Source organism: Flavimobilis rhizosphaerae (assembly GCF_014852685.1).
Classification (GTDB): domain Bacteria; phylum Actinomycetota; class Actinomycetes; order Actinomycetales; family Cellulomonadaceae; genus Flavimobilis; species Flavimobilis rhizosphaerae.
Map to the genome: position 1 here is coordinate 64,815 of NZ_JACZDF010000001.1, position 26,415 is coordinate 91,229.

Annotated in this window: 25 protein-coding genes; 19 read left to right on the forward strand and 6 right to left on the reverse strand. The window is 72.8% G+C overall.

The window, feature by feature from the left end:
• Window positions 1-91: 91 nt before the first annotated feature.
• A complete protein-coding gene (locus IGS67_RS00260) occupies window positions 92-1,375 on the forward strand; it encodes an adenylosuccinate synthase (protein WP_192276579.1) in 1,284 nt (427 codons plus the stop codon).
• A 159-nt stretch (window positions 1,376-1,534) separates the two neighbouring features.
• On the opposite strand, the gene IGS67_RS00265 is transcribed toward IGS67_RS00260, so the two are convergent.
• A complete protein-coding gene (locus tag IGS67_RS00265; protein WP_192276582.1) occupies window positions 1,535-2,689 on the reverse strand; it encodes an LCP family protein in 1,155 nt (384 codons plus the stop codon).
• Window positions 2,690-2,826: 137 nt separating this feature from the next.
• On the opposite strand from IGS67_RS00265, the gene purD reads away from it, so the two are divergent.
• The 13 genes from purD to IGS67_RS00330 all read left to right on the forward strand — a co-directional run bounded on the left by purD (window position 2,827) and on the right by IGS67_RS00330 (window position 15,695).
• Window positions 2,827-5,070: a phosphoribosylamine--glycine ligase gene (gene purD / locus IGS67_RS00270; RefSeq protein WP_192276585.1), complete on the forward strand. Its 2,244-nt coding sequence runs from the start codon at window positions 2,827-2,829 to the stop codon at window positions 5,068-5,070.
• Between the two features lie 101 nt (window positions 5,071-5,171).
• Window positions 5,172-5,531: a PadR family transcriptional regulator gene (locus IGS67_RS00275; RefSeq protein WP_235977471.1), complete on the forward strand. Its 360-nt coding sequence runs from the start codon at window positions 5,172-5,174 to the stop codon at window positions 5,529-5,531.
• The gene (locus tag IGS67_RS00280) at window positions 5,528-6,148 is read left to right on the forward strand and encodes a hypothetical protein (protein ID WP_192276588.1); all 621 of its coding nucleotides are present in this window, start codon (window positions 5,528-5,530) and stop codon (window positions 6,146-6,148) included. Before IGS67_RS00275 ends, IGS67_RS00280 begins: the two co-directional genes overlap by 4 nt.
• A gap of 131 nt (window positions 6,149-6,279) precedes the next feature.
• On the forward strand, window positions 6,280-7,383 hold the full coding sequence (locus IGS67_RS00285) for a siderophore-interacting protein (RefSeq protein WP_192276591.1): 1,104 nt from the start codon (window positions 6,280-6,282) through the stop codon (window positions 7,381-7,383).
• 83 nt (window positions 7,384-7,466) lie between these two features.
• Window positions 7,467-8,516, forward strand: coding sequence for an iron-siderophore ABC transporter substrate-binding protein (locus IGS67_RS00290; RefSeq protein WP_192276594.1), 1,050 nt, complete (start codon window positions 7,467-7,469; stop codon window positions 8,514-8,516).
• Window positions 8,517-8,520: 4 nt separating this feature from the next.
• Window positions 8,521-9,570 carry a FecCD family ABC transporter permease gene (locus tag IGS67_RS00295; RefSeq protein ID WP_192276597.1) on the forward strand — a complete coding sequence of 350 codons (1,050 nt, stop codon included), beginning with the start codon at window positions 8,521-8,523 and terminating at the stop codon, window positions 9,568-9,570.
• Window positions 9,567-10,667 (forward strand): FecCD family ABC transporter permease, encoded by a 1,101-nt coding sequence (locus IGS67_RS00300; RefSeq protein WP_192276601.1) that lies wholly within the window; start codon window positions 9,567-9,569, stop codon window positions 10,665-10,667. The genes IGS67_RS00295 and IGS67_RS00300 overlap by 4 nt, the downstream gene beginning before the upstream one ends.
• Entirely contained in the window at window positions 10,668-11,474 is an 807-nt protein-coding gene (locus IGS67_RS00305) for an ABC transporter ATP-binding protein (protein ID WP_192276604.1), read from the forward strand.
• A 168-nt stretch (window positions 11,475-11,642) separates the two neighbouring features.
• Complete coding sequence (gene purS / locus IGS67_RS00310; protein ID WP_192276607.1) at window positions 11,643-11,891, forward strand: phosphoribosylformylglycinamidine synthase subunit PurS; 249 nt, start codon at window positions 11,643-11,645, stop codon at window positions 11,889-11,891.
• Window positions 11,891-12,604, forward strand: a complete 714-nt coding sequence (purQ, locus tag IGS67_RS00315; protein WP_192276610.1) for a phosphoribosylformylglycinamidine synthase subunit PurQ — start codon at window positions 11,891-11,893, stop codon at window positions 12,602-12,604. Before purS ends, purQ begins: the two co-directional genes overlap by 1 nt.
• Window positions 12,601-13,716 carry a GNAT family N-acetyltransferase gene (locus IGS67_RS00320; protein ID WP_192276613.1) on the forward strand — a complete coding sequence of 372 codons (1,116 nt, stop codon included), beginning with the start codon at window positions 12,601-12,603 and terminating at the stop codon, window positions 13,714-13,716. Before purQ ends, IGS67_RS00320 begins: the two co-directional genes overlap by 4 nt.
• A 41-nt stretch (window positions 13,717-13,757) precedes the next feature.
• The gene (locus IGS67_RS00325) at window positions 13,758-13,985 is read left to right on the forward strand and encodes a hypothetical protein (protein WP_192276616.1); all 228 of its coding nucleotides are present in this window, start codon (window positions 13,758-13,760) and stop codon (window positions 13,983-13,985) included.
• Between the two features lie 360 nt (window positions 13,986-14,345).
• The gene (locus IGS67_RS00330) at window positions 14,346-15,695 is read left to right on the forward strand and encodes a COG1470 family protein (RefSeq protein WP_192276620.1); all 1,350 of its coding nucleotides are present in this window, start codon (window positions 14,346-14,348) and stop codon (window positions 15,693-15,695) included.
• Between the two features lie 168 nt (window positions 15,696-15,863).
• Here the strand turns inward: IGS67_RS00330 and nirD are convergent, their stop codons facing one another.
• Together nirD and nirB are read right to left on the reverse strand one after the other, a co-directional pair.
• Window positions 15,864-16,196 carry a nitrite reductase small subunit NirD gene (nirD, locus tag IGS67_RS00335; protein ID WP_192276623.1) on the reverse strand — a complete coding sequence of 111 codons (333 nt, stop codon included), beginning with the start codon at window positions 16,194-16,196 and terminating at the stop codon, window positions 15,864-15,866.
• The gene (gene nirB, locus IGS67_RS00340; RefSeq protein WP_192276626.1) at window positions 16,193-18,838 is read right to left on the reverse strand and encodes a nitrite reductase large subunit NirB; all 2,646 of its coding nucleotides are present in this window, start codon (window positions 18,836-18,838) and stop codon (window positions 16,193-16,195) included. Before nirB ends, nirD begins: the two co-directional genes overlap by 4 nt.
• A 413-nt stretch (window positions 18,839-19,251) precedes the next feature.
• Here nirB and IGS67_RS00345 point away from each other — a divergent pair, with 413 nt between their 5' ends.
• A complete protein-coding gene (locus IGS67_RS00345; protein WP_192276629.1) occupies window positions 19,252-20,178 on the forward strand; it encodes a hypothetical protein in 927 nt (308 codons plus the stop codon).
• Window positions 20,179-20,281: 103 nt separating this feature from the next.
• Here IGS67_RS00345 and IGS67_RS00350 read toward each other — a convergent pair whose 3' ends face one another.
• A complete protein-coding gene (locus IGS67_RS00350; protein ID WP_328741228.1) occupies window positions 20,282-21,496 on the reverse strand; it encodes an O-succinylhomoserine sulfhydrylase in 1,215 nt (404 codons plus the stop codon).
• Window positions 21,493-21,915 carry a rhodanese-like domain-containing protein gene (locus IGS67_RS00355; RefSeq protein WP_102509951.1) on the reverse strand — a complete coding sequence of 141 codons (423 nt, stop codon included), beginning with the start codon at window positions 21,913-21,915 and terminating at the stop codon, window positions 21,493-21,495. The genes IGS67_RS00350 and IGS67_RS00355 overlap by 4 nt, the downstream gene beginning before the upstream one ends.
• Window positions 21,916-22,267: 352 nt before the next feature.
• Between IGS67_RS00355 and IGS67_RS00360 the strand changes: the two genes are divergently transcribed.
• Entirely contained in the window at window positions 22,268-23,026 is a 759-nt protein-coding gene (locus IGS67_RS00360) for a GNAT family N-acetyltransferase (RefSeq protein ID WP_192276632.1), read from the forward strand.
• Window positions 23,027-23,141: 115 nt separating this feature from the next.
• On the forward strand, window positions 23,142-23,717 hold the full coding sequence (locus IGS67_RS00365; RefSeq protein WP_192276635.1) for a GNAT family N-acetyltransferase: 576 nt from the start codon (window positions 23,142-23,144) through the stop codon (window positions 23,715-23,717).
• A gap of 153 nt (window positions 23,718-23,870) precedes the next feature.
• Here IGS67_RS00365 and IGS67_RS00370 read toward each other — a convergent pair whose 3' ends face one another.
• Entirely contained in the window at window positions 23,871-24,455 is a 585-nt protein-coding gene (locus IGS67_RS00370) for a pentapeptide repeat-containing protein (RefSeq protein ID WP_192276638.1), read from the reverse strand.
• A 330-nt stretch (window positions 24,456-24,785) separates the two neighbouring features.
• Here IGS67_RS00370 and IGS67_RS00375 point away from each other — a divergent pair, with 330 nt between their 5' ends.
• Both IGS67_RS00375 and IGS67_RS00380 read left to right on the forward strand, forming a co-directional pair.
• Window positions 24,786-25,115, forward strand: coding sequence for a PadR family transcriptional regulator (locus IGS67_RS00375; protein WP_166414862.1), 330 nt, complete (start codon window positions 24,786-24,788; stop codon window positions 25,113-25,115).
• Window positions 25,115-26,353 (forward strand): hypothetical protein, encoded by a 1,239-nt coding sequence (locus IGS67_RS00380; RefSeq protein WP_192276641.1) that lies wholly within the window; start codon window positions 25,115-25,117, stop codon window positions 26,351-26,353. Before IGS67_RS00375 ends, IGS67_RS00380 begins: the two co-directional genes overlap by 1 nt.
• The last annotated feature ends 62 nt before the right edge of the window (window positions 26,354-26,415 follow it).

Below are 26,415 nucleotides of genomic sequence, written 5' to 3' on the forward strand. Positions count from 1 at the left end.
TCACGTGGGATCCCGGCCGCTGTCGCCGGCCCCCGGTGAGAGGCGCAGCCGCCCGGCCGTCACGAGGACAGCTTCGGAAGCGGTGATCCACATGCCAGCGATCGTGGTCGTCGGCGCCCAGTGGGGCGACGAGGGCAAGGGCAAGGCGACGGACCAGCTCGGCTCCCAGGTCGACTTCGTCGTGAAGTTCAACGGTGGCAACAACGCCGGCCACACGGTCGTCGTCGGGAGCGAGAAGTACGCGCTCCACCTCCTGCCGTCGGGCATCCTCTCGCCGGGCGTCACGCCCGTCATCGGCAACGGCGTCGTCGTCGACATCGAGGTGCTCTTCCAGGAGCTCGACGCGCTCGTCGCGCGCGGCGTCGACGTCTCGCGCCTGCTCGTCTCCTCGGCGGCGCACGTCATCGCGCCGTTCCACCGCACCCTCGACAAGGTGTCCGAGCGCTTCCTCGGCAAGCGTCGCATCGGCACGACCGGCCGCGGCATCGGCCCCGCGTATGCGGACAAGATCAACCGCGTCGGCATCCGCGTCCAGGACCTCTTCGACGAGAACATCCTGCGCCAGAAGATCGAGGGTTCTCTCGACCAGAAGAATCACCTGCTCGTCAAGGTGTACAACCGTCGGGCCATCACGGTCGACGAGACCGTCGAGGAGCTGCTCGCGTACGCCGAGCGTCTGCGCCCCATGGTCGCGGACACCTCGCTCGTCCTCAACGAGGCGCTCGATGCGGGCAAGACCGTCCTCTTCGAGGGTGGCCAGGCGACGATGCTCGACGTCGACCACGGCACGTACCCGTTCGTCACGTCGTCGAACGCGACCGCTGGCGGCGTCTGCACGGGCTCGGGCATCGGCCCCACCCGGATCGACCGCGTCGTCGGTGTCATCAAGGCGTACACGACGCGCGTCGGCGAGGGCCCGTTCCCGACCGAGCTCCACGACGACATGGGTGAGTTCCTTCGCACGACGGGCGGCGAGTTCGGTGTGACGACCGGCCGTCCGCGCCGCTGCGGCTGGTACGACGCCGTCATCGCGCGCTACTCCGCGCGGGTCAACGGGCTCACCGACTTCGCGCTCACGAAGCTCGACGTCCTCACGGGTCTCGAGCAGATCCCCGTGTGTGTCGCGTACGACGTCGACGGCACGCGGTTCGACGAGATGCCGCTCGACCAGTCGGACTTCCACCACGCGAAGCCGATCCTCGAGTACTTCCCCGGTTGGACCGAGGACATCACGGGGGCCCGCACGTTCGAGGACCTGCCGGCGAACGCCCAGGCGTACGTCCTGGCGCTCGAGGGGATGTCGGGCTCGCGCATGAGCGTCATCGGCGTCGGCCCGGACCGCGAGCAGACGATCGTCCGTCACGAGCTCGTCTGAGCCGAGCCCCGCACGTGAGGTCCGCCCCCGGTCGCAGCGCGACCGGGGGCGGACCTGTCTGCGGGCTGTGACGCGCGCAGCGGTCCACACGTCCCGGACGCATTGACGGAGCCTCACCGTCGAACGGTGGGGCTCCGTCAATGCGTCGGGGCGTCGGGGTCAGGCGTTGGCGCCCGCGGTCGCCTTCTCGGTCGACGTGTCCGTCGCGCCGTCCGTGGGCTCGTCGGTCGGCTTCGGCGCCGGCTCGTCGTGGATGATGCGCTGCCAGATCTCGTCGGCCTCGGGGAGCCACACGACGCGGTTCTTGTCGCGCGGGTCCGTGCCGAGCGGCAGCTCGGTGAAGACGATGTTCTCGCTCGGGGTGTCCTTGAGGGAGAACGCGAGGCCCGCGAGGGCCGACGTCGTGCCGAGGTCGGGGCTCGTGCTGATGGCCGCGAGGACCGACTTCACGACGCCGTAGAGCTTGGGGGAGTCGGTGACGAGGTTCTGCGAGAGGATCTGGTCGACCATTGCGTCGAGGAAGAACTGCTGACGCGTGATGCGCGTGAGGTCCGAGCGCTGCTCGAGGCCCATGCCCGTGCCCTTGCGGACGCGGAGGAACTCGATCGACGTGCGGCCGTCGAGCGTCTGCTTGCCCGCAGGAAGGTCGATGTTCGAGTACTTCTTGTCGCCGTGAATGGGCTCGGGCAGGTCGACCTCGACACCACCGAGTGCGTCGACAACATCAACGACGCCCGTCATCTTCAGCACGACGTGACTCGTGATGCGCACGCCCGTGAGCTGCTCGACGGCCTTGATGGTGCAAGCCGCGGCGGTCTCGAGGTTCTGTGCGCTGCCGCCCCCGAGCGCGAAGGCCGAGTTGAACATCGCATAGTCGCTCGCGTACGACGTGCCGCCGTCACCCGTCGTGCACGCAGGCAGGGCGACCATCGAGTCGCGAGGGATCGAGACGACCTCGACGTTCTTCCGGTCGCCCGAGATGTGGACGAGCATCGTCGTGTCCGACGCCATCGTGTCGGCCTTGCCAGCGATCGCCTCGTTCTCGGCGTCGCGCAGGTCGGTGCCCATGACGAGGATGTTGAGCTGCTTGCCCGCGTACGGGTCGCTCGGGTCCTCGACGATCGTCGGCCGGTCCGTCCCGAGCAGACCGTCGATGTTCTGGACGTTGAGGGACCGCTGCAGGTCGCTGTTGACCATCGCGGCGGCGGTCCCGCCGAAGGCGAGGATGCCGGCGAGGGTGAGACCGGTCGCCCGCAGGGCTCGGTGGTCGCGGCGAGGCTGGGCGTGGCGGATGAGGCGCGTAGTGGCGGGCACGCGTCGAATCTACTGGTCGCGCCGTCGCTGGTGGCGTGGAACGGCCGTCGGATCAGGTGAGAGTTCGTGAAGAACGCGTGCGAGCGGGGGATGGACGGCCCCGGCGCGCGCGCCGCCGCGCCCGTAGGATTCCCCGCGTGAAGATCCTCGTCCTGGGAACAGGTGCCCGCGAGCACGCCATCGTCCACTCCCTCGCGTCGGAGGACGCGCACGAGCTGCACGCCGCGCCCGGCAACCCCGGCATCGGTGGGCTCGCGACGCTGCACGCGGTCGTCGCGACCGACGCCGACGCGGTCGTCGCGCTCGCGCGGTCGCTCGACGCGGAGCTCGTCGTCGTCGGTCCGGAGGCGCCGCTCGTCGCGGGCGTCGGTGACGCCCTGCGCGCCGCGGGCTTCCCGGTCTTCGGGCCGGACGCCGCTGCGGCGCAGCTCGAGGGTTCGAAGGCCTTCGCGAAGGAGGTCATGGCGGCCGCCGGCGTGCCGACGGCCCGTCCCGTCGTGTGCACGACGGTCGCAGAGCTCGAGGCGGGGCTCGACGAGCTCGGTGCGCCGTACGTCGTCAAGGACGACGGGCTCGCGGCGGGCAAGGGCGTCGTCGTGACGACGGACCGTGCGGAGGCGCTCGCGCACGGCACCGCGTGCCTCGAGGCGCGCGGCGCTGAGGGTCGTGTCGTCCTCGAGGAGTTCCTCGACGGCCCCGAGGTCTCGCTGTTCTGCGTGTCCGACGGGACGACCGTCGTGCCGCTGCAGCCCGCCCAGGACTTCAAGCGTGCGCACGACGACGATGCGGGCCCGAACACGGGCGGCATGGGCGCCTACTCGCCGCTGCCGTGGGCGCCCGCGGGCCTCGTCGACGAGGTTGTGCGGCACGTCGCGCAGCCGACGATCGACGAGATGGCGCGCCGCGGCACGCCGTTCGCCGGCATCCTCTACGTCGGTCTGGCTCTCACGTCGAAGGGGACGCGGGTTGTCGAGTTCAACGCGCGCTTCGGGGACCCGGAGACGCAGGTCGTGCTCGCGCGCCTGCGCACGCCGCTGTCGCGGGTGCTGCTCGCGTCCGCGACGGGCACGCTTGCGGAGCTCGGTGCGCTCGAGTGGTCCGAAGACGCCGCGGTGACCGTCGTCGTCGCGGCGCACGGGTACCCGGCGGACGTCCGCTCGGGCGACCCTGTGGACGGCATCGCTGACGCGGAGGCTGTGGACGGGGTGCACGTGCTCCATGCCGGGACGTCCGTCGCCGGTGGCGCGCTCGTCGCGTCGGGCGGGCGCGTCCTGTCCGTCGTCGGCGTCGGCAGCGACGTTGCCGCGGCGCGCGACGCCGCGTACGCGGGCGTCGGCCGCATCACCCTGCCCGGCTCCCACCACCGCAGCGACATCGCGGCACGCGCCGCGGGGATCGGCGAGCCGATCACCGTGCCGGGCGCCGCCGTGCCGGCAAGCACCGCCCCGGCGGTGCCGGGCGGCGGCGCCGCACGCGACCTGCCGGGCTGGCGCCACGTGTACTCGGGCAAGGTGCGCGACCTCTATGAGCCCGTCGGTGAGCACCCGCTCGGCGACGTCGTGCTCGTCGTCGCGTCCGACCGCATCTCGGCGTACGACTTCGTCCTCGAGAGCGAGATCCCCGGCAAGGGCGAGGTCCTCACGCAGCTGAGCCTGTGGTGGTTCGAGCAGCTCGCGGACGTCGTCGACAACCACGTCGTCTCCACCGAGGTCTCCGTGACACCGGGCGACGGTCTCGTGCCCGCCGAGGTCGCGGGGCGCGCGATGATCTGCCGCCGCCTCGAGATGTTCCCCGTCGAGTGCGTCGCGCGCGGCTACCTCACGGGCTCGGGGCTCCTCGAGTACCGGGCGTCGCGCACGGTGTGCGGGGTGCCGCTGCCCGACGGCCTCGAGGACGGTTCGCGCCTGCCGGAGCCGATCTTCACGCCCGCGACGAAGGCGGAGGTCGGCGAGCACGACGAGAACGTGTCGTTCGACGTCGTGGTCTCGCGGATCGGTGTCGAGAACGCGGCGCGGCTGCGTGCGCTCACCCTCGAGGTCTACTCGCGGGCCGCGGAGCTTGCGCGGGAGCGCGGGATCATCCTCGCGGACACGAAGCTCGAGTTCGGCGTCGACCCGGTGACGGGCGAGATCGTCCTCGGTGACGAGGTGCTCACGCCGGACTCGTCGCGGTTCTGGCCCGCGGACGAGTGGCAGCCGGGGCGCGCCCAGCCGAGCTTCGACAAGCAGCACGTCCGTGACTGGCTCGTCTCGCCGGCGTCGGGCTGGGACCGGGCGAGCGGGGAGGAGCCGCCGGCGCTCCCGGCGGAGGTCGTCGACGCGACCCGCGAACGCTACGAGGAGGCGTACGCCCGCCTCACGGGCACCCCTCTCGCGAGATAGGGGTGCGTGCTCGGGGTAGGGGTCGGTGGACCCCTACCCCCGGGGGCCTCGCACGCGGAAGCGGGTTGTGCGGATACGTCGTCGCGCGATATATATCTGTCATGACTTCGTTTCGCATGACGCAGCAGGCGTACCTGCTCCTCCTCGCGCTCGCCGACGGGCGGCAGCACGGGTACGGCCTCGCGGGCCGCGTGCGTGAGATCTCCGACGGCGACGTCTCCCTCGGCGCCGGCACGCTCTACGGCAACCTCGAACGGCTCCTCGGTGCAGGGCTCGTCGCCGACGACGGCGAGGAGATCGCCGACGGCCGCGCCCGCCGCTACTACCGGCTCACCGACGACGGCCTCCGCGCGGCGCGCGCCGAGACCCTCCGTCTCGCGGAGCTTGCGGCGCGCGGCCGGGCCGCGCTCGGAGCCCTCGGTGCGCCCGGCCCCGACGGGGTCGTGGGCGGTGTCGCATGACGGGGATGGTGCGGCCCGGGGCGGGTGGCGCGGCGGAGCGGGTGTCGTCGTCGGGCGCTGCGGCGTCGGGCCGTACGTCGTCGTCGGCCGACGCGTTCGAGCGTTCCGTGCGCCGCTGGATGAACGCGTACCCGCGCCGGTGGCGCGTGACGTTCGGTGACGACCTCGTCGCGACGGCCCTCGAGCTCGCCGAGCCCGGGCGGCGTCGGCTCGGCCTGCGCGAGGGCCTTGCGCTCGCGCGCGGCGGGTGGGCGCTGCGGCGTCGGGAGCGGCCTCCGCTGCGGGTGCGGATGCTCACCGGGTTCGGGTGGCGCGTCTCGGCGCGGGACCGGGCTGCGCATCGCGCATGGATCGTCGACGTTGCGCTCAGTCCCTGGCTGCGCCTGCCGGCGCAGCTGGCCTTCTTCGTGCCGCTCGCGCTCATGCAGCTGTACGCCTGGTGGCAGGGCGGGTTGGTCATCACCCTCGTGGCGGCGTGCGTCGTGCCCGTGGGGCTGCTCGGGCCGTGCCTCGTCCCCGCATGGGGTCGTCGGGTGAGCCGGGCGACGTGGCGGACACTCTTCCCTGACGAGCCGGTCCCGCCCCTGCTCGAGCGCCCAGCCCGTCCCCCGAGATAGCGTTCCTGCGTCGAGATAGCGCGCGTCACGCGCTAACTCGACGCAGGAACGCTATCTCGCGGACAGGGGGGGAGGCAGGGTGTGAGCGGGGTCACCTTTCAGTGTTGAGGTTAGGCATGCCATAGTTAGGCATGCCTACTTCGACGGTCGCCCGGGTGCGACGCGCTCGCACCGCGTCCGCCTACCGCGCGTTCGACGTCACCGTCGCACGCGTCGCACGGCTCTCGCCGTCGTTCGTCCGCGTGACGTTCGTCGGCCCGGACCTCGCGCACCTCGGCCGTGCCGGCCTCGACCAGCGTCTCAAGCTGGCGCTCCCGACGCCCGACGGTACCCCTGCCCGCGCGAGCGACTTCGACGGCGACGACTGGTTCGCCCGCTGGCGCACCACCCCCGTCGAGCACCGCAACCCCATCCGCACCTACACCGTCCGCGCGATCCGCGGCGAGGGCACCGCGACCGAGCTCGACGTCGACATGGTCCTCCACGGCACCGGCCCTTCGGCCGGCCCCGCCTCCCGCTGGGCCGCCGACCTCGTCCACGGCACGACCGCCGTCCTCTCCGGACCGGACGCCGACTGGGACGGCGCCCCGGTTGGGCTCGAGTGGTCACCGCCTCCCGGCACGCGCCGCGTCGTCCTCGCGGGCGACGAGACCGCTGCCCCCGCGATCGCTGCGATCTGCGAGCAGCTCGCCCCCGGCACGGACGCCGAGGCCTACGTCGAGATCCCGACGCCCGACGACGCCCTCGACCTCACCCTGCCCGCAGGGGTCCGCCTCACCTGGCTCCCGCGGACCCCGGGACTTCCGGCACGCGGCCGTGAGCTCCCCGGCGGCACGCTCGTCGCCGAGCACGACGGCGCGCCGCTCCCGCACGGTGCCCGCCTTGACGATGCGGTGCGCCGTGCCATGGCTGCGCGCGTCGACGGCTGCAGCGTGTGCGCGGTCGGCCGCTCGTGCGGGCTCGGCCACGCCCGGCTGCCCGAGCCCGTCGAGGACGTCGACGTCGACACGACGATCCTCTGGGACACACCCGCCGTCCGCGCCCTCGCAGGCGTGGCCGGCGCAGCAGACTCGCCCGCCGAGCCCTCCGGGGCCGCTGACGGGTGCTACGCCTGGATCGCCGGGGAGGCCGCGACCGTGCGTGACCTGCGCCGCCACCTCGTCCAGGACCTCGGTGCCGACCGCCGCTGGGTGGCCTTCATGGGCTACTGGCGGCTCGGCCGCGCCGAGTGCTGACCCGCGCGACACGAGTCCTCGCGGGACGCTGACACGCAGGGCGCGCACCGTCGCGCCCGCCACCGACGAAAGGCACCACCGACGTGACCCCCTCACGCACCCGCCGCAGCCGCGCGCTCGCGGCCGCTGTCACCGGCCTGCTCGCTGCGACGGCGCTCGCCGCGTGCACGACCGACACCCCGGGCGGCACCACGATGACGCCCGCCCCCACGACCGCCGGGAGCGCCGCGTTCCCCGTGACGATCGACCACGTCTTCGGCAGCACGACGATCGACGCGCAGCCGCAGCGGGTCGCCGCGATCTCGTGGGCCAACCAGGACGCTGCGCTCGCGCTCGGCGTCGTGCCCGTCGCGATGCCGTTCGCGGCGTACGGCGGCGACGCGGACGGCCTTCTGCCGTGGGTGAAGGACGCGCTCACGGGCCTCGGCGCGCAGACGCCCGCGCTCCTCGACGAGGCTGACGGCTTCGACTACGACGGTCTCGCGAAGGCCGCCCCGGACCTCGTCCTCGGCGTCTACGGCGGCTTCGAGAAGGCCGACTACGACAAGCTCTCGAAGGCCGCGAGGACCGTCGCGTACCCGGGCGCCGCGTGGGGCACGTCGTGGCAGGACCAGCTGACGACGACGGGCAAGGCCCTCGGCCGCGAGGCGAAGGCCACCGAGGTCAAGGCGCAGATCGAGAAGAAGATCGCCGACGCGGTCGCCGCGAACCCGCAGATCCAGGGCAAGAGCTTCGCGTACCTGTCGTTCACGTCGTCCGACCCGTCGAGCGTCTACTACTACACGGCGTCGGACGCGCGCGTGCAGTTCGTCAAGGCGCTCGGCATGGTCGACGCGCCGAAGATCACGGAGCTCTCGCAGGGCACCGACGACTTCTTCGGGACCCTCTCGGCCGAGCTCGTCGACGAGATCGACGCGGACGTCGTCCTCGCGTACGTCGACGACGCCGCACACCTCGAGGCCGTGACGAAGGACCCGCTGCTCGGCAAGATCCCCGCGATCCAGCGCGGCTCGGTCGTCGTGCTCGACGACCCGACGTTCAACCTCTCGACGTCGGCGCCGTCGCCGTTGTCGGTGCCGTGGGCGATCGACGCGTACGTGCCGAAGCTCGTCGAGGCCGTCGGCAAGCTCTGACGCAATGACGACGACCGCGCCCGCAGCGGCCGCACCCGGACGGGTGCGGCCGCTGCGCCGTGCGCCCGCGCTCGCCGCGGGGCTCGTCGTCGGGCTCGTGCTGCTCGCTGTGCTCGCGGTCGTTTCGGTGGGGGTCGGCGCGCGGCAGGTGGCACCGCTCGACGCGTGGCACGCGCTCACCGCGTTCGACCCGACGAGCTTCGACCATGCCGCCGTACGGTCGCGGGTGCCGCGCACGGCCGTCGCGCTCGTCGTCGGCGCGGCGCTCGGTCTCGCCGGGACGCTCATGCAGGGACTCACGCGCAACCCGCTGGGCGACCCGGGGATCCTCGGGATCAACGCGGGTGCGAGCGCGGCGGTCGTCCTCGGGATCTTCGTCGCGAGGGTGAGCGACCCGCGCGGCTACGTGTGGTTCGCCTTCGTGGGGGCGGCGGCCGCGGCCGTCGTCGTGCACCTCGTCGCGTCCGCGGGCCGCGAGGGGGCGACGCCCGTCAAGCTCGCGCTCGCGGGGGCGTGCGTCGCGGCTGCGCTCACGAGCCTCGTCACGGCGGTGCTCGTGACGCGCACGGACGCGCTCGACACGTTCCGGTTCTGGCAGGTCGGCTCGGTCGGCGGGCGGGACCTCAGCCAGGTCGCGGAGCTCGCCCCGTTCCTCGTGGTGGGGGCGGTGCTCGCGCTCGCGTCGGGCCGCATGCTCGACGCGGCCGCGCTCGGCGAGGACGTCGCGCGGGGCCTCGGTCAGCACGTGGGGCGGGCGCGCGCGATCGTCGGCGTGGCCGTCGTCCTGCTGTGCGGGGCGGCGACGGCGCTCGCGGGGCCCATCGCGTTCGTCGGGCTCGTCGTGCCGCACGTCGGCCGTGCGATCACGGGGCCGGACCACCGGTGGCTGCTGCCGTACTCGGCGCTCCTGGGGGCGGCGCTGCTCGTCGTGTCCGACGTCCTCGGGCGGGTCGTCGCGGCGCCTGGGCAGCTCGAGGTCGGGCTCGTCACGGCCGTCGTCGGGGCGCCCGTGTTCGTCGCGCTCGTGCGCCGTCGTCGGTTGGCGGAGCTGTGAGCGCGGCCGCGGCCGCGCGCGACGCGGGACCCGCGCCCGACGCTCGCAGCGCTCCTGAGCGCCCGGCACCCGACGCCGCCGTGAACCGCGTCCGCGCTGTCCGCGCGCGCGGCCGACGCCGTTGCGCGACGGTCGCGGCAGTGCTCGTCGTCCTGGTGGTTGCGCTTGTCGTCGTCACGCTGACGCTCGGGCCGTTCAAGGTCGCGCTCGTCGACGTCGTGCGGATCCTCGGCGGGGAGCAGATCCCGGGCGCGACGTTCATCGTCATGGAGCAGCGGCTGCCCCGGCTGCTCGTCGCGCTCGGCGTGGGCGCGGCCTTCGGCGCGTCGGGCACGATCATCCAGACGCTCGTGCGCAACCCGCTCGCGAGCCCTGACGTCATTGGCATCACGGCGGGCGCGAGCGCCGCGGCGGTCCTCGGCATGACGGTCGGCGGGCTCGGCGCGGTCGCGGTCGCGCCCGTCGCGTTCGGGGGCGCGCTCGTGACGGCGGCCGGCATCTACGTGCTCGCGCGGCGCGGCACGATCTCCGGCTACCGCTTTGTGCTCGTCGGTGTGGGCGTCGCGGCGGTCCTCAACGCGGTGACCGCGTGGGGGCTCACGCGCGCGGAGGTCACGGAGGCGTCGCGCGCGCTCGTGTGGATCACGGGCTCGCTCTCGCGTGCGTCGTGGGACCAGGTGCCCGTGCTGTGGGCCGCGCTCGCGGTGCTGCTACCGCTTGCGGCGCTCGCCGCGCTGCGGCTGCGCGCGCTCGAGCTCGGCGACGACGCGGCGGCCGGCCTCGGCGCGCGTGTCGAGCCCGCGAAGGCGGGACTCCTCGTCGTCGCCGTCGCGCTCGCGGCGGTCGCGACGGCCGCGGCGGGACCCGTCGCGTTCGTCGCGTTCCTCTCGGGTCCGCTCGCCCGGCGCCTCACCGGGGGAGGCGTCTCCCTCGGCGCGTCCGCGCTCACGGGCGCGTGCCTCGTCCTCGCGGCGGACCTCGTCGCGACCTCCCTCCTGCCGACGGCGCTGCCCGTCGGTGTCGTCACGGGTGTGCTCGGCGCGCCCGTCCTGCTGTGGCTCCTGGCGCGGGCGAACCGTTCCGGGGAAGGTGGATAGATGAACCACGCTGAGCACACGCTCGCGGCCGCGGGGCTGAGCCTCGGCTACGGGGAGCGGCTCGTCGTCGACGACCTCACGGTGACGATCCCGCCGGGGAAGGTCACGGTCGTCGTCGGCGCGAACGCGTGCGGCAAGTCGACGCTCCTGCGCGGGCTCGCGCGCCTGCTCGCGCCGCGCTCGGGCGCGGTGCTGCTCGACGGCGCGGACATCGCGAGCCGCCCGACGAAGGACGTCGCGCGCGTGCTCGGCCTGCTGCCTCAGACGCCGATCGCGCCCGACGGCATCACGGTTGCCGACCTCGTGGGGCGAGGCCGCTACCCGCACCAGGGCTGGCTGCGCCGGTGGACGCCCGACGACGACGCCGCCGTGGCCGACGCGCTCGAGCTCACGGGCGCCCTCGACCTGGCCGGCCGGTCGGTCGACGAGCTCTCGGGCGGGCAGCGCCAGCGAGTGTGGATCGCCATGACGCTCGCGCAGCGCACGCCGTTGCTGCTGCTCGACGAGCCGACGACGTTTCTTGACGTCGCCCACCAGGTCGACGTGCTCGACCTTCTGGCGGATCTCAACCGTGACCTTGGCCGGACCGTCGTCATGGTGCTGCACGACCTCAACCTTGCGGCGCGCTACGCGCACCACCTCGTCGCGATGAAGGACGGGCGGATCGTCGCGGAGGGCGCACCGGCCGACGTCGTCACGGAGGCGATCGTCGAGGAGGTGTTCGGACTGCGATGCCGCGTGGTGCCGGATCCGGTGACGGGTACCCCTCTGGTCGTCCCCCTCTCCCGTTCCCCCCGCCCCCGCTGACCGCGGGACAGAGGCCGACCGTCCCCGGCCTCGAACGACCCCCCTGTCTCGGGGACAGGTGTCCAGCGTGTGGTTCCCGCGAGGGACCGCAGGAGCGGGGCGGTAGGCTGGCCGCGAAACCCTCACGACCGTCGGACCCCGAGTCCGCGAGATCCTCAGGAGCACCCCGTGGGACGCGTTGTCGTCGATGTCATGCCCAAGCCCGAGATCCTCGACCCGCAGGGCAAGGCCGTCGTCGGGGCGCTGCCCCGTCTCGGCTTCACCCAGTTCACGAGCGTCCGCCAGGGCAAGCGCTTCGAGCTCGAGGTCGAGGGTCCCGTGACCCCCGAGATCCTCGCCGCGGCGCAGCAGGCGGCGGAGACGCTGCTCTCGAACCCGGTCATCGAGGACGTCGTCCGCGTCGCGGACGCGAGCTGATGGCCGCCGCGACCGGCGCCCGTATCGGCGTCGTCACCTTCCCCGGCACGCTTGACGACCGCGACGCCGCACGTGCTGTGCGCCTCGCGGGCGCCGAGGCCGTCGCGCTCTGGCACGCGGACGACGACCTCCAGGGCGTCGACGCCGTCGTCCTGCCCGGCGGGTTCTCCTACGGCGACTACCTGCGCGCCGGCGCGATCGCACGCTTCGCGCCCATGATGGACAAGATCGTCGACGCCGCCCACGGCGGGCTGCCCGTCCTCGGCATCTGCAACGGCTTCCAGCTCCTCACCGAGTCGCATCTGCTGCCGGGCTCGATGATCAAGAACAACCACCTGCATTTCATCTGCCGCGAGCAGGTCCTCACCGTCGAGAACGCCTCGACCGTCTGGACGAACGAGTACGCGGCTGGCGAGCGCATCACGATCCCGCTGAAGAACCAAGACGGCCAGTACGTCGCCGACGAGCGCACGCTCGACGAGCTCGAGGGGGAGGGCCGCGTCGCGTTCCGCTACGAGGGCGTCAACCCCAACGGCTCGCGCCGCGGCATCGCCGGCATCACCAACGCACGCGGCAACGTCGTCGGCCTCATGCCGCACCCCGAGCACGCCGTCGAGGCCGGCTTCGGCCCCGACTCCGAGCACGGTGCCAAAGCCGGCACGGACGGCCTGCGGTTCTTCACGTCCGTCATCGCCTCACTCGTCCACGCATGAGCGCCGGGCACCCCGGGGCCTCGGCCGCCGGGGTGCTCCCGGCCGGCGTGACCCTCACGGACGTCCCGTGGGACGACGCTGACGGCGCGCGGCTGCGCGCCGCGCAGCAGGCGGAGATTGCCCTCCGGTACGGCTCCGACGACGCCGCCCCGCCCGACGATCCTCACGACCCCGGCACGGACCCCAGGCCGCGCGGCAAGCCCGCGCCCACCCCACCTCCAGGCCCGACCGACGAGGCGTATCACGGCGTCAACGCGGCCACCATCGTCGCGGCCGTCATGCTGCACGTCGACGGTGATCCTGTCGGGTTCGGTGCGCTCCGCGACATCTCAGGGACCGACGACCCGTCGGGCATCATCCACGCCCCCGGAACCGTCGAGCTCAAGCGCCTCTACGTCGCGCCCGGCCACCGCGGCCGCGGCCTCTCGCGGCTCCTCCTGCGCGCGCTCGAGGTCCGCGCGCTCGCGCTCGGCATGCGCCGCATCCTCCTCGAGACCGGCACGCAGCAGCCCGAGTCCATGGGCCTCTACCTCGGCGAGAACTACCAGCCGATCGAGCAGTACGGCGAGTACTGGGGCGAGCCCGACTCCCGCTGCTTCGCGAAGGACCTGCCGCTGCCCGTCGTCGTGACGCGCACGGCCTGGGACGACCCGGCCGGACGCGACCTGCGCGCCCGCTTTCAGACGGACGAGGTTGAACCGCACTACCCGCACCTCAGCAAGGCCGTCGCGAGCGCCGGTGGCTTCGAGGTCGTCGACGCAGCCCTCGGCGAACGCGTCGTCAGCACGGTCCTTGCGCGGCGCGACGACGCCGTCGTCGGCTGCGGCTCCCTCGCGACGGCCCCCGCCGGCACGGACGACGAGGACGGCCTGCTCGAGGTCGTCAAGGTGTACGTCACGCCCGAGGCCCGCCGCTGGGGCGTCGCCCGCGCCGTCATGAACGAGCTCGTGATGATCGCGCGCGACCGCGGCGCACGGCGGCTCGTGCTCGTCACCGGGGTGCGCCAGCCCGCTGCGGTGACCCTCTACCGGTCGCTCGGGTTCCGGCCCGTCTACCCGTTCGGAGAGCACGCAGGCTCGGCGACGGCGCTCTTCTTCGCGCTCGACCTCTGACACTCTGGCGCGACCGCAGCGCGGGCGGATACGTTCGTGCCATGACGAACGGTGCAGCCCCCGACCCTGCCGACACCACGCTCGACGACCTCGGAACACCCACGCCGGACACCACCGAGACGCCGAGCGCAGACCCTGCCGCCCGCTTCCGGCACCTCCCGGAGCCCGTCGACCCGCGCACGCTCGTCGCGAGCATCGAGACCGAGGCGGCCCCCGACCCCGACGGCGGCCGCGACGCGAACACCGAGTGGATGCTCCGCCACGGGTGAGTCCCTGGGGCCTACGCCCGACTCGCGGGCCGGACCGGCTCGCCCCGGATGCCAGCACGTCCGATCTCGGTTAGCGTCTGGTGACGGGTGGGCTGAGGCGCATGAGCGCGAGCGGAGGCAACCATGGGCACAGGCGCGATTCGCATGGTGGGCGGCAACCGCCGCACGGGGGCGCCTCGGCGCCCCACGACGCGGCGCAGACGATGGGCGGCACGCTCCCTCGTCCTGTCAGCGGCACTCGTCGGAAGCGTGCTCGTGCCCGCTTCCCCCGGGAGCGAGCAGGTCGCTCACGCTGCGCAGCAGCCCGTCATCAAGCGTTCGGTCAGCTTCACGTCACTTCCTGGGAACCCACCAGCGGGCATGCCGCGTGTCACCAAGGTGGCCGTCGTCCAGGACGTCGCCGCCAAGACCGTGCGGGCCACAGCCACCTGGTCGTCGCCGCAACCCGCAGGTGATCCCGCAGCGCTCTACGTGTTCGTCGGCCGCTCGAGCGGCGGGACCTGCAGCGCGAGCCTCGGGCTCGCCCTCCATGCGGGTGCGAACGACCACGCCGCCGTGCTCCTGCCGAGCGGCACGACGATCCCTTCCTCCCGTGAGGTGTCCGGATCGACCGGAAGCGTGACGGCCTCCGGCCGCAGCGAGCTCGGGACCACCGTCTACACGTGCGCGTACGCGGCAACGATCGCGAGCGGCACGACGTACCAGGAGTCAGCCTGGTACGGCCTCACCGAGGAGCGTCGCAAGGCGCCCGAGCTCGAGCTCGTCGCCCTCACGCCGCGGGCAGGAGCCACGGTCGGCAGGTGGAAGACCGTCAAGGTGCGCGTCCGCAACAACGGCGACGCGACCGCCACAAAGGTCGTCGTCCGGATCAAGGGAGCCGGGGTCAAGACATCGTCATCGAAGGTCTCGGTCGGGACCATCAAGCCCGGCAAGCAGGTGACGAAGAAGATCAGGGTGCGCATCGCGTCGAACAAGACCCGCACCGCCACGCTCACGGCAACGGCATCCGGAGGGCACAAGGCCACCGCGAAGCAAGTCATCCTGCCCGCGAAGCGCACGACGACGCCGAAGTCGCTCTCGGGACGCCTCTACTGGGGCGCTGACTCGAGCCTGGACGAGGCCTGGCAGAATCGCATGGTCTGGTTCGTCGACAAGCGCTGGGCCTACACAGGCATCGCCCAGAAGGGCCGGCCCGTGTGCAAGAGCGGCAAGAAGGACTGCGTCCGCTACACGTACTCGCCCAAGACCGGCAAGGTCAAGGTCGGCAACCGCACCGGCAAGGTGACGAGCAAGGCGCTCATGCTGCCACCGCGCAAGGGGGCTCCCGTCGACTCCTACGTGCCGGTCTCGATCCCCAAGGCGGGCACCCGTCTCGCGACTAAGCTCGTCCACCAGGGCTCGAGCGGCTGCGGCTATGGGTACGGAAAGACGTGCTACACGTACACGTGGCGACTCCAGCTCGCGAAGAACGGAAAGTTCGTCGAGCGGCGCAAGGGCCTCACGAGCACGACGGTCGGGGGCAGCTGGTTCATCGGCGGGTCGGACGACGAGCGCGGGACGTACAAGATCCTCAGCAAGGGGCGGATCCTCCTGAAGTACGCCAACGGCAAGTCCGAGATCAAGACCTTCGGGATCCTCCAGGACGTCCGTGAGAAGCCCGACGCTACGCACGTGGGCGTCGTCATCCGGGGCACCAAGTACTACCCGTGAGTCCGTCGGGCCCGGCCGGAGCGGCCGGGCCCGACCTCTCGCGACGAGCGGTCTCCTCGACGAGCGTCGTCCCGCGGCAGGGCTGCCGCGGGACGCCTCGCCTCGGCTCCACGCGCTGTCCTCGCGCGACACGACACGGTCGCACCCGAGATGCCGTGACCCGACGCGTCACGAGCCGACGTGCACTGTCCCGTCACGCACCTCGACCGCGAACACCGCCAGATCGACCGGATCCTTGCCAGCCGCGTCGAGGCACTCGCCCGTGACGAGGTCCCACACCTGCTTGTGCATGGGCGACGTCACCGTCGTGCGCTCACCGTGCGTCCCGACGATCCCGCGCGAGACAACGTTCGCGCCCGAGAACGGATCGTGGTTGGCGACGCCGAGCACACGGCCGTCGTCGAGCAGGAACAGCGCGACCTGCACGCCGTCGACGAGCGCGGCCACGCCGCGCTCCGGGTCGAGCGCCGCGAGCTCGCACACCGGGGTCCACCTAGTCACAGGGCATCCTCCATCTCGACGTCGGACGGGCGGACCGCGATGGTCCGCGCGATGACAGGGTTCGGGTCCGAGACCTCGCCCAGACGGGCCGGGCGCACCTGCCCGCGCTCGGGCGTGTACGCGAGGTCCGGATCGGGGGTGTCGGGCGCATTGACGAACGACGCGAACCGCGCCAGGCGCACCGGGTCGGCGAGCGTCGCCGCCCACTCGTCCTCGTACGCCTCGACGTGCGCCGCGATCGACGCCTCGAGGTCCTCGCAGATGCCGAGCGTGTCGTCGACGAGCACCTTGCGGAGCTCGGCGATGCCGCCCGGATAGTCCGCGACCCACGGTGCCGTCCGCTGCAGACGGTCGGCCGAGCGGATGTAGTACGCGAGGAACCGGTCGATGACGCGCAGCAGCATCTCGTCGTCGAGGTCCTCCGCGAGCAGCTCTGCGTGCCGCGGCGTGAAGCCGCCGTTGCCGCCGACGTAGACGTTCCAGCCGCGCTCCGTCGCGATGACGCCGACGTCCTTGCCGCGGGCCTCCGCGCACTCGCGCGCGCAGCCCGAGACGCCGACCTTGAACTTGTGCGGCGCCCGCAGGCCCCGGTAGCGCAGCTCGAGGCGCACACCCATGCCGACGGAGTCCTGCACGCCGAAGCGGCACCACGACTGCCCGACGCACGACTTCACCGCACGCAGCGACTTGCCGTACGCCTGCCCCGACTCCATGCCCGCGTCGACGAGCCGCTGCCAGATCGCCGGGAGCTGCTCGAGGCGCGCACCGAACATGCCGATGCGCTGCGCACCCGTGATGCGCGTGTAGAGGCCGTACTCGCGTGCGACGTCCGCGATGACGGCGAGCTTCTCCGGGGTGATCTCGCCGCCGGGGATGCGAGGGATGACGGAGTACGTGCCGTCCTTCTGCATGTTGGCGAGCGCGTGGTCGTTCGTGTCCTGCAGAGGAGCGTTCGCGGGGTCGAGAACGTGCCCGACGCCGAGGGACGAGAGGATCGACGCGACGACCGGCTTGCAGACGACGCAGCCGCGACCCGTGCCGTGCGCCGCGACGACCTCGGAGAACGTCCTCAGCCCCTCGGCCTTGACGAGCGCGAAGAGGTCGGCGCGCGTCATCGGGAAGTGCTCGCACATCGCACGCGACACCTCGACGCCCGACGCCTCGAGCTGGGTGTTGACGAGCTTCGTGAGGAGCGGCACGCACGAGCCGCAGATCGTGCCCGCCTTCGTGCACTTCTTGACGTCCGCGACGGACGTGCAGCCGTGCTCGGTCACCGCGCCGCGCACCGTCCCGGCCGTGACGTTCGCGCACGAGCACACGACGACGTCGTCGGGCAGGTCCGCGCTCGGCACCGCCGCGCCGCCCTCGGGCGCGAGGAACGCGCTCGGGTCCGCGCCGAGGGCGCGGCCCAGCATGGGCCGCAGGCTCGAGTAGAGCGCCGCGTCGCCGACGAACACGCCGCCGAGGAGCGTGCGCGCGTCGTCGGACACGACAAGCTTCTTGTACGTCTTCGCGACGGGGTCCGCGAACGTCACCTCGAGCGCGCCCGGCGTGAGCGCGTTGACGTCACCGAACGACGCGGCCTCGACCGGCACACCGTCGTGGAGGACGCCCTTGAGCTTCGTGCCCTCGGGCGCGGGGGCGTACTCGGCGGTGCCGCCGAGCAGCTGGTCGACGACGACGTCCGCCTGCGCGTTGCCCGGCGCGACGAGACCCGCGCACACGCCCTCGTACGACGCGACCTCGCCGATCGCCCACACGAACGGGTCCGACGTCCGGCACGTCGGACCGACGACGACGCCGCCGCGCTCGCCGATCGCCAGGCCAGACTCCCGCGCGAGGCGGTCGCGCGGGCGGATGCCCGTGGAGAAGACGACGACGTCGACGTCGAGCGTCGACCCGTCGGACAGGACGAGCAGGCCAACCGCGCCGTCGGGAGCCGCGACGAGGCGCGTCGCACCCGTCCCGAGGCGCACGTCGACACCCATGTCGGCGATGCGGACGCGCAGCGTCTCACCGCCGCCCTCATCGAGCTGGACGGACATGAGACGATCGGCGAACTCGACGACCGTCGCGTGCGCGCCGAGGCGCTGCAGCGCGCTCGCGGCCTCGAGACCGAGGACGCCGCCGCCGACGACCGCGCCCCGCAGGGGACGGCCGAGCGTGTCCTCGCGGGCCTGGATCCAGTCGCGCAGCGCCGAGACGTCGTCGAGCGTGCGGTAGGACACGACGCCCGGGAGCTCGATGCCCGTCGTCCGTGGCGTCCATGCCCACGAGCCTGTCGCGAGGACGAGGTTGTCGTACGGGACGCGCACGCCCGCGCGCGTGACGACGACCTGCTCGTCGCGGTCGATGCTCGCGACCGCGTCGCCGGTGCGGAGCGTGACGCGCGCGTCGTCCCACACCGTCGGGGCGAGCGCGAGGGCGTCGGCGTCGCGGCCGTCGAAGAACTCCGAGAGGTGCACGCGGTCGTATGGGCGGTACGGCTCGTCACCGAGGACGGTGATCTCCCAGGCGGCGTGCTCGCCGCGGGCGAGCATCTGCTCGACGAGGCGGTGCGCGACCATGCCGGCGCCGACGACGACGACGCGTCCGGGGTCGGTGGGTCCGCCGGTGGGACGGACGGGCGAGACGACGGTCATGGGTGTCCTCCTGGGATGCTCTGTCCAGAATTCAACAGGCTACCTCCGAAGGAATGATGGGACCTTTGGCTCGGCCGCGCCCGGCCGCGGTGGCGGGCCAGACGCCCGAGCTCGCCTACCCGCGGGTTTGTGCGCTACCCGCAAGTTCGAACTTGCGGGTAGCGCACAAACTTGCGGGTGCATGGCACGGTCCGGCGCGCGTCCGGGGCGGGGCGGGGTCGGGCGGGGGAGGGTTGTGCACAGGTGGGTTTGCGGGGTGGGCATCCACAGGTCGAGATTCGTCTGCTGCGAGCTGGTCGCAGAGATGGTCGGCTGCGTTCATGGCCCGCCGAGAGCGCATCGTCCCACTGTCACCGAGGCAACTCCTCCCGATCCACCTTGCCTCGCAGCTCGATCCCACGACGGTGCGGACGATGCTCCGCGACGGTTCCTGGGTCAAGGCCCGGTCAGGTGCCTACGTCTCGCGGATGGACCTCGACGACGCAGCCCAGCGGCTCGCTGCCGAGCGGTATGCACGTCCGACCACCTTCGACCACGAGCGCGCGCGTGCGCTCGCCGGCATCTCGGCGGTCGTCGCGCGGGCCCAGGTGCGTGGCGTCCCGGAGACGCTCGTGCACCAGAGCGCGGCGCTCGTCCATGGGCTCGACGTGTGGTACATACCTGCGAAGACTCACGTCGGGAGGCGGGGCTTCCCCGGACGAGGCACAGCGCCTGACCTGGCAGTGCACACCGCCGCGGTCCACGAGGACGAGATCGTCACGGTCAACGGTGCGCGGGTGACCGGCGTCGTCCGGACCGCGCTCGACATCGCGCGGTTCAATCCGGTGCGCGACGGTGTGGTCGTGCTCGACCGCGCGCTGCGCGCGGGCATTCCGCGCGCAGCGCTCGACGCGGCGGTGCGTGGCCTCGGCAGCGTGCCGGGGTCCCGTCGCGCGAGGGTGGCGCTCGAGCACGCGGACGACGGCGCCGAGTCTCCGTGGGAGTCGTGGACGCGCGTCCGGGCGCTCGCGTTCGGGCTTCCACGTCCGACGACGCAGCTCGAGATCGTCACGGATATCGGAGTCTTCTACGTCGACATGGCCTGGCCCGAGCTGCGGCTCGTCGTCGAGTACGACGGCCAGGTGAAGTACGACGACCTCGCCGGGGGAGACCCGGCGCGGGTCGTCGCTGCCGAGAAGGACCGCGAGGACGCGATCCGTGCGCAGGGCTGGACGTTCGTGCGGATGACTGCCCGGCAGCTCAGCACGCCGGACCTCTTCGAGGGGCGTCTGCGTCGGGCCATTGCTGGCCACCGGCCCGTCCCGCTGGCGCCTCGACCGGAGCTCTTCCTCCGGAGGTGATCCGGCTACCCGCAAGTCTGTGCCCTACCCGCAAGTTCAGACTCGCGGGTAGGGCACAAATTTGCGGGTAGCCGAGCTGTGGCCGACGAGCGCCGCTGCTGGGCTATGCGTCGAGCGCCTGGCGGAGGTCTGCCAGGAGGTCCTCGACGTCCTCGAGACCCACCGAGAGGCGCACCGTCGTCTCGCCGATGCCGACGCGCGCGCGGCCCTCGGCCCCGACCTTCTTGTGCGTCGTCGTCGCCGGGTGCGTGACGAGCGACTTCGCGTCACCGAGGTTGTTCGAGATGTCGATGACCTGCAGCGCGTCGAGGAAGCGGAACGTCCGCTCCTTCGCAGCCTCGGGCGACGTGCCGTCGGGCACCGCGAGGTCGAACGTCACGACCGTGCCGCCCGCCGACTGCTGCCGCACCGCGAGCTCGTGCTGCGGGTGCGACGCGAGGTACGGGTAGCGGACCTGCGCGACGCGGTCATCGGCCTCGAGCGCCGTCGCGACCTCGAGCGCGGCCGCGGACTGCGCGCGCACGCGCAGCGGAAGCGTCTCGAGCGCCTTGAGCAGCACCCACGCGTTGAACGCGGACATCGTCGGGCCCGTGTTGCGCACCAGGTGCTGGACCGGCCCGTGGACGAACTCCTCGGAGCCGAGGATCGCGCCGCCGAGGACGCGCCCCTGCCCGTCGATGTGCTTCGTCGCGGAGTAGATGACGACGTCCGCGCCGAACTCGAGCGGCCGTGAGAGGACGGGCGTCGCGAAGACGTTGTCGACCATGACGATCGCGCCCGCCGCGTGCGCGAGGTCCGCGACCGCGCGCATGTCGACGATGTCCATCATGGGGTTCGACGGCGACTCGAAGAACACGACGTCGGCGGGCGTCGCGAGCGCGGCCCGCCACTGCTCGACGTCGTGGCCGTCGACGAGCTCGGTGACGACGCCCCAGCCCGCGAGGATGTCCGTGAGCACGACGAGCGTCGAGCCGAACAGAGCATGCGACGCGACGACGCGCGAGCCAGCACGGCACACCGCGGCGAGCGCCGTGAACACCGCGGACATGCCCGTCGCGGTCGCGAAGCACGCCTCGGCGCCCTCGAGGAGACGCAGCCGCTCCTCGAAGTTCGTCACCGTCGGGTTGCCGTAGCGCGAGTAGACGTAGCGGTCGATCTCGCCCGTGAACGCGGCCTCGCACTCGGCGGCCGTCGGGTAGATGTAGCCCTGCGTGAGGAAGAGCGGCTCCGCGGTCTCGTCGTACGGGGTGCGCTCCTGGCCGCCGCGCACCGCGAGCGTCGCGGGGCGCAGCCCCTCGGGCAGGGGGCCGCGGCTCACTCGACGGGCCCGGCGTACGACGTCGTCGGCAGGCCCGCGTTGAGCCAGCCGTTGACGGTGCGGCCGCCGAGCGCGTCGAAGTCGCCCTCGAAGCCCTGCAGCACGTTGTACGACGACGCCCAGCCGGCGGCCGTTGCGGCCTCGGCCGCGGCGACCGAACGGCCGCCCGAGCGGCACAGGAAGAGGACCGTCGCGTCCTTGGCGACGCCTGCGGCCTCAAGCTGTGCGAGGAAGCGCGGGTTGGGGCCGTCGTGCGTGGCCCACTCGACGAAGCGGACGGGCTTGTCGTCGCTCGGCGAGTCGGGGACGCCGACCTCGAGCCACTCCTCGACGGTCCGGACGTCGACGAGGACCGTCTGGGGGTCGATTGTCAGCTGGTCCCAGGCGTCGCGGGGGGTGACGTCTCCTGCGTAGGGCATGGCGTTCTCCGTTCGCATCGGCCGTGGCGGGAGCACCCTGACCCGGTCCGGGGGGTTGCTGCGGCGTCGTCGTGCCACGTCACTCGGCCGCTCTGGATGGTGCCTCGGATGCTACCGGTGCGCCGGTGTGCGGACACGGGCCGTCCCGGTGGCCGGACGGGGCGTCCGGGAGGTGCGGCAACGCGTGTGACGAGCGTCGCGACGCAGCGGTGGGTGAAGTCGTCGGAGCCGCAGGATCTTGCGGCTCCCGACAGTTCACGCCGTTGTCCACAGGCAGCGTTCCGTGCGCGCCACCGACAGTTCGCCGTCCGGGTGTTGGCACACGGCCTGAGGTGTGTTCTTATTTTTCGCTGTGGAGCACGATCGCACTCTCTCGGGGCACGGTTTTCGCCTCGAGCCGCTGACGCAGAAGCACGTCGGCGACCTCGCCCGCATGGTCGACGCAGACCTGTGGTCCGGGATGAGCACACCCCTGCCCGAGGGCGAGGTGGGGATGATGAACTACATCGAGGACTCCCGCTCGCTCGAGGGCTGCTACCCGTTCGCCGTCGTCGACGCGATCAGTGCTGAGGTGCGGGGCTCGACGGCGCTCGTCGCGCACGATCCCGTGGCCCGGCGGGTCGAGATCGGCCGCACCTTCTACGACCGCGCCGTGTGGGGTCGGCTCATCAACCCCGCCGCGAAGTTCCTCCTCCTCGAGCACGCGTTCGAGGACCTCGGCGTCTTCCGGGTCGCGATGCGCGCCGACGCGCGCAACTCCCGCTCGCTCGCTGCGATCGAGCGGCTCGGCGCAACTCGCGAGGGCACGCTCCGTGGCTTCCGCGACGGGCCCGACGGCACGCGCGTCGACTCGGTGATGTTCTCGATCCTCGCGCCCGAGTGGCCGGGCGTGCGCGAGCGACTGATCGCCCGCATCGACCCGCTGCGCGCCATCGAGGGGCAGCTCGGCGGCGGCCAGCTGGCGGCCGTCGGCGCGTCGGTCGGGGAGCCGTCGTCGGTCGACGAGCCCGTGCTCGACGTTCCGGGAGCCGCAGGTGCTGGCATGGCGTCGCGCCGCTGGCGCGGCCCGCGCCTGCGCGGCAAGGGCCGACGCCCGCGCCCGCAGCGCTGACCTGGCGAGCTAGTCCTGCGGGGACCCTAGGTCGCGTCGCGAGGACTGTCTCACGTGGCGTCGGCGGGTCGGAAAGCGGCTGCGACGTGGTCGGTCGACGTGTGAGGGTAGGCGCATGACGGCAATCCCCACCCTCGTCGGGCGTGGTGTGCGGCTCGAGCCGCTCGCGGCCGAGCACGCGCCTGCCCTCGCCCCGCTCGTCGACGCCGCCCTGTGGGCGGGCATGACGACGCCGCTGCCGGACACGACCGACGGGATGGAACGGCACGTCGCCGGCCTCGCGGCCCGCCCGGGTGTGATGGCGTTCGCGGTGGTCGACGAGTTGCTCGAGCCGGGCCTCGTCGTCGGCATGACGTCGTTCTACGACGTCGACCTGCGGATCGGCCGCGTCGAGATCGGTCACACGTTCTACGGTCGCCGCTGGTGGGGGACGCACGTCAACCCCGCGGCGAAGCTCGCGCTGCTCACGCACGCGTTCGACGGGTGGGGTGTCGAGCGGGTCGCGCTGCGGGCCGACGCGCGTAACGTGCGCTCGCTCGCGGCGATCGAGCGGCTCGGGGCGACGCGGGAGGGCGTGCTGCGCTCGCACCGGCTCGCGCCCGACGGGTCGCGCGGCGACACGGTGTACTTCTCGGTCCTCCGCGACGAGTGGCCGGCGACCCGAGCGTCGCTCGAGGCGCGACTCGCCTGACCTCCGGCCGCCCTCTCCCGAGAATCCGCGCGCCTGGCTAGTGGCAGTAACCAGACGCGCGGAATCCCGGGGCGGGGGTGGACGCGCGGGCTGGCTGGCCCGTGGCGGACGGACGGGCCTGCGCGTGGGTGGGTGGGGCGTCGGTGTGCGGGGTCAGCCCAGCCTGATGCCGAGGGCAGCCGCCATGCCGGCTGCGAGGCCGTGGAGCTGGGCGGTCGAGACCGTCGCGCCGCGCAGCCCGGCGGCGCCCTCGACCTCGGCGAGGTCGATACCGCGCAGGTCGACGTCCTTGAGCCGCGCCTCGGAGGCGACGAGCCGCCGGATCGTCGTCCCGCGCGTGCGGAGGCGGGTGACGGTCGCGCCGGCGAGGTCGAGGTCGCCGATCGTCACGCCGTCGAGGTAGAGGCCGTCGACCTTGGCGCCGCGCAGGCTGAGGTGGTCGATGCGTCCGCCGACGATCGAGAGGCGGGCGACGCTCGCGCCGGGTGCGGTGAGGGCGCCTGCGCGCAGGTCGGTCCATGTGCCGCCGAGGATCGAGGCGCCCTTGAGGCTCACGGCGGTCCCGCGGACGTCCTCCCAGTCGGTGTCGACGAGGCGCGCGCCGGTGAGCGTGACGTCGTCGAGCGTGCAGGCGCTGAGCGCGCACTCGAGAAAGCGGCTGTCGGTGAGATCGCGCCCGGAGAGATCGACCCCGTCGAGCCGGACGTCGTCAACTGTCGCACCCCGGGTGATCTCCATCCCCCCACCCAACCACGCCACCCCGACAGCCGGTGACGTGCGCGACCTAGTTCTCCTGCTTCGGCCTAGTCGGCGCGGGCGACTAGGTCGAAGCGGGAGGACTGGCTCGGCGCAGAAGGGCCCGCTCAGCGCAGGGGGGCTGGCTCGGCGAAGAAGGAGCAGGCCGACGATGCGGGAGGGCGACGCAGTACGACACGCCGCAGGGTTCTGCGTGCCGGACGGTAGTGCGCGTTGCGTAGTAGTGTGCGGTGCGTAAGGTCGGGACGACGGGGCAGGGGGCTGCCGCGCCGACGGAGGGCGAACGCCGCGCGCGCGGCACGAGAGGGACGCATGGACACCACACAGCTCCTCCGAGGAGTGCTCGACGCGGCGGTCCTCGCCGTGCTCGACCGCGAGGACGGCTACGGCTACGACGTCGTCCGCCGCCTGCGCGCCGCGGGGCTCGCCGAGGTCGGCGACGCCTCCGTCTACGGGACGCTCCGCCGCCTCTACGCGGCCGGCTCCCTCACGAGCTACGTCGTGCCCTCCGACGAGGGCCCGCACCGCAAGTACTACGGCATGACACCCCAGGGCCGCGCGTCGCTCGAGACGCAGCGCAAGGAGTGGCACGAGTTCTCCGGGGCCCTCACCGGCCTCCTCGACCTGGAAGGAGCCGCGTGATGACCGCGCCCACGACGCTCGACCCCGTCGTCGCCTACGCCGCGGCGGTGCGCGACCACCTCGCCGACCTCGGCCCCGAGGTGCTCGACGACCTCACGGGCGGCCTCGAGGCCGACCTCGCCGAGTCCCTCGCCGACGCCCTCGGCGGCGCCGCGCCGACCGACACCGACCTCACCGCTCGCTTCGGTGCCGCGCAGGCCTACGCGGCCGAGCTCCGGGAGTCGGCCGGTCTCCCACCCGCAGGGTCGACGCGCAGGCGCCCGACCATCGCGGAGAGGCTCACGCGTACCGGCCACGCCTGGGCCCGCGGCCTCGACGCCCTGCCCGGCGGTGCGCAAACGCGCGACTTCCTCCTCGCGCTGCGGCCGGTGTGGTGGGTCCTGCGCGGGTGGGCCCTCATGATCCTCGTCGGCGCCTCGTTCGATCTCGTCCTCGGCGCGTACGCCATCTCACCCCTGCCGCCGCAGACGCTCCAGTCGTGGGTGCTCACCGGTGCGGCCATCGTCCTCTCGGTCCAGCTCGGCCGAGGAGCCTGGACGCTGCCCCGCGGGTGGTCGACGACCTGGCGGATCGCCTCCGTCGTCCTCGTGCCTGTCGCGATCTGGGCATCGGCGTTCGTCCTCGCGGGCGCCGGACGCGGCCCGATGATCGTCACCATCCCTGCCTCCGGAAGCACCGGGCCGCAGCTCTCGGAGTCCCAGAACGCCGTGCTCTGGGCGATGCGAGACGACACGAGCGGGATCGTCGTCGACGGCGTGCGGGCGACGAACCTCTTCGTCTACGCCAAGGACGGCACCCTCGTCGAGGGAGCCCAGGTCTTCGACCAGGGCGGCAGGCCCGTCGTCCTGGGCCCGACGGACACGCTCGTCTCAGGGGGGCTGTGGGCAGGCGGCTGGTGGACGGACGACAGTGTTGGCCAGGCTCGGTTCCCGCTCCGAACGACGGACGGGCTCGCGGTGCGCAACGCCTTCCCGCAGCCCGAGATCTGGTGGGCAGACGGTGCGGTGCGGCTCGACGACAGCGGCGTGCCGCTGCTGCCGGTCGGTCTCACGCCGTCGACACCGGCGCCGCGTGCGACCCCGGTGGTCCTGGGCTCCGATGACCGAGAAGACGCGACCACGGACGGCGCCAAGCCGGGCACCGCCGACCCCGGGACGGCCGACCCGGACGGCGCCGGCCCCGACGCCTCGGGCGCAGCGTCGGACGCGAGCAATCCTTCGCCCTCAGCGACGTCCTGACGACCGTGCCGCCGCGGGTCCGGGGACCCGCGGCGGCACGGCGCTGCCGTCGACCACGGCAC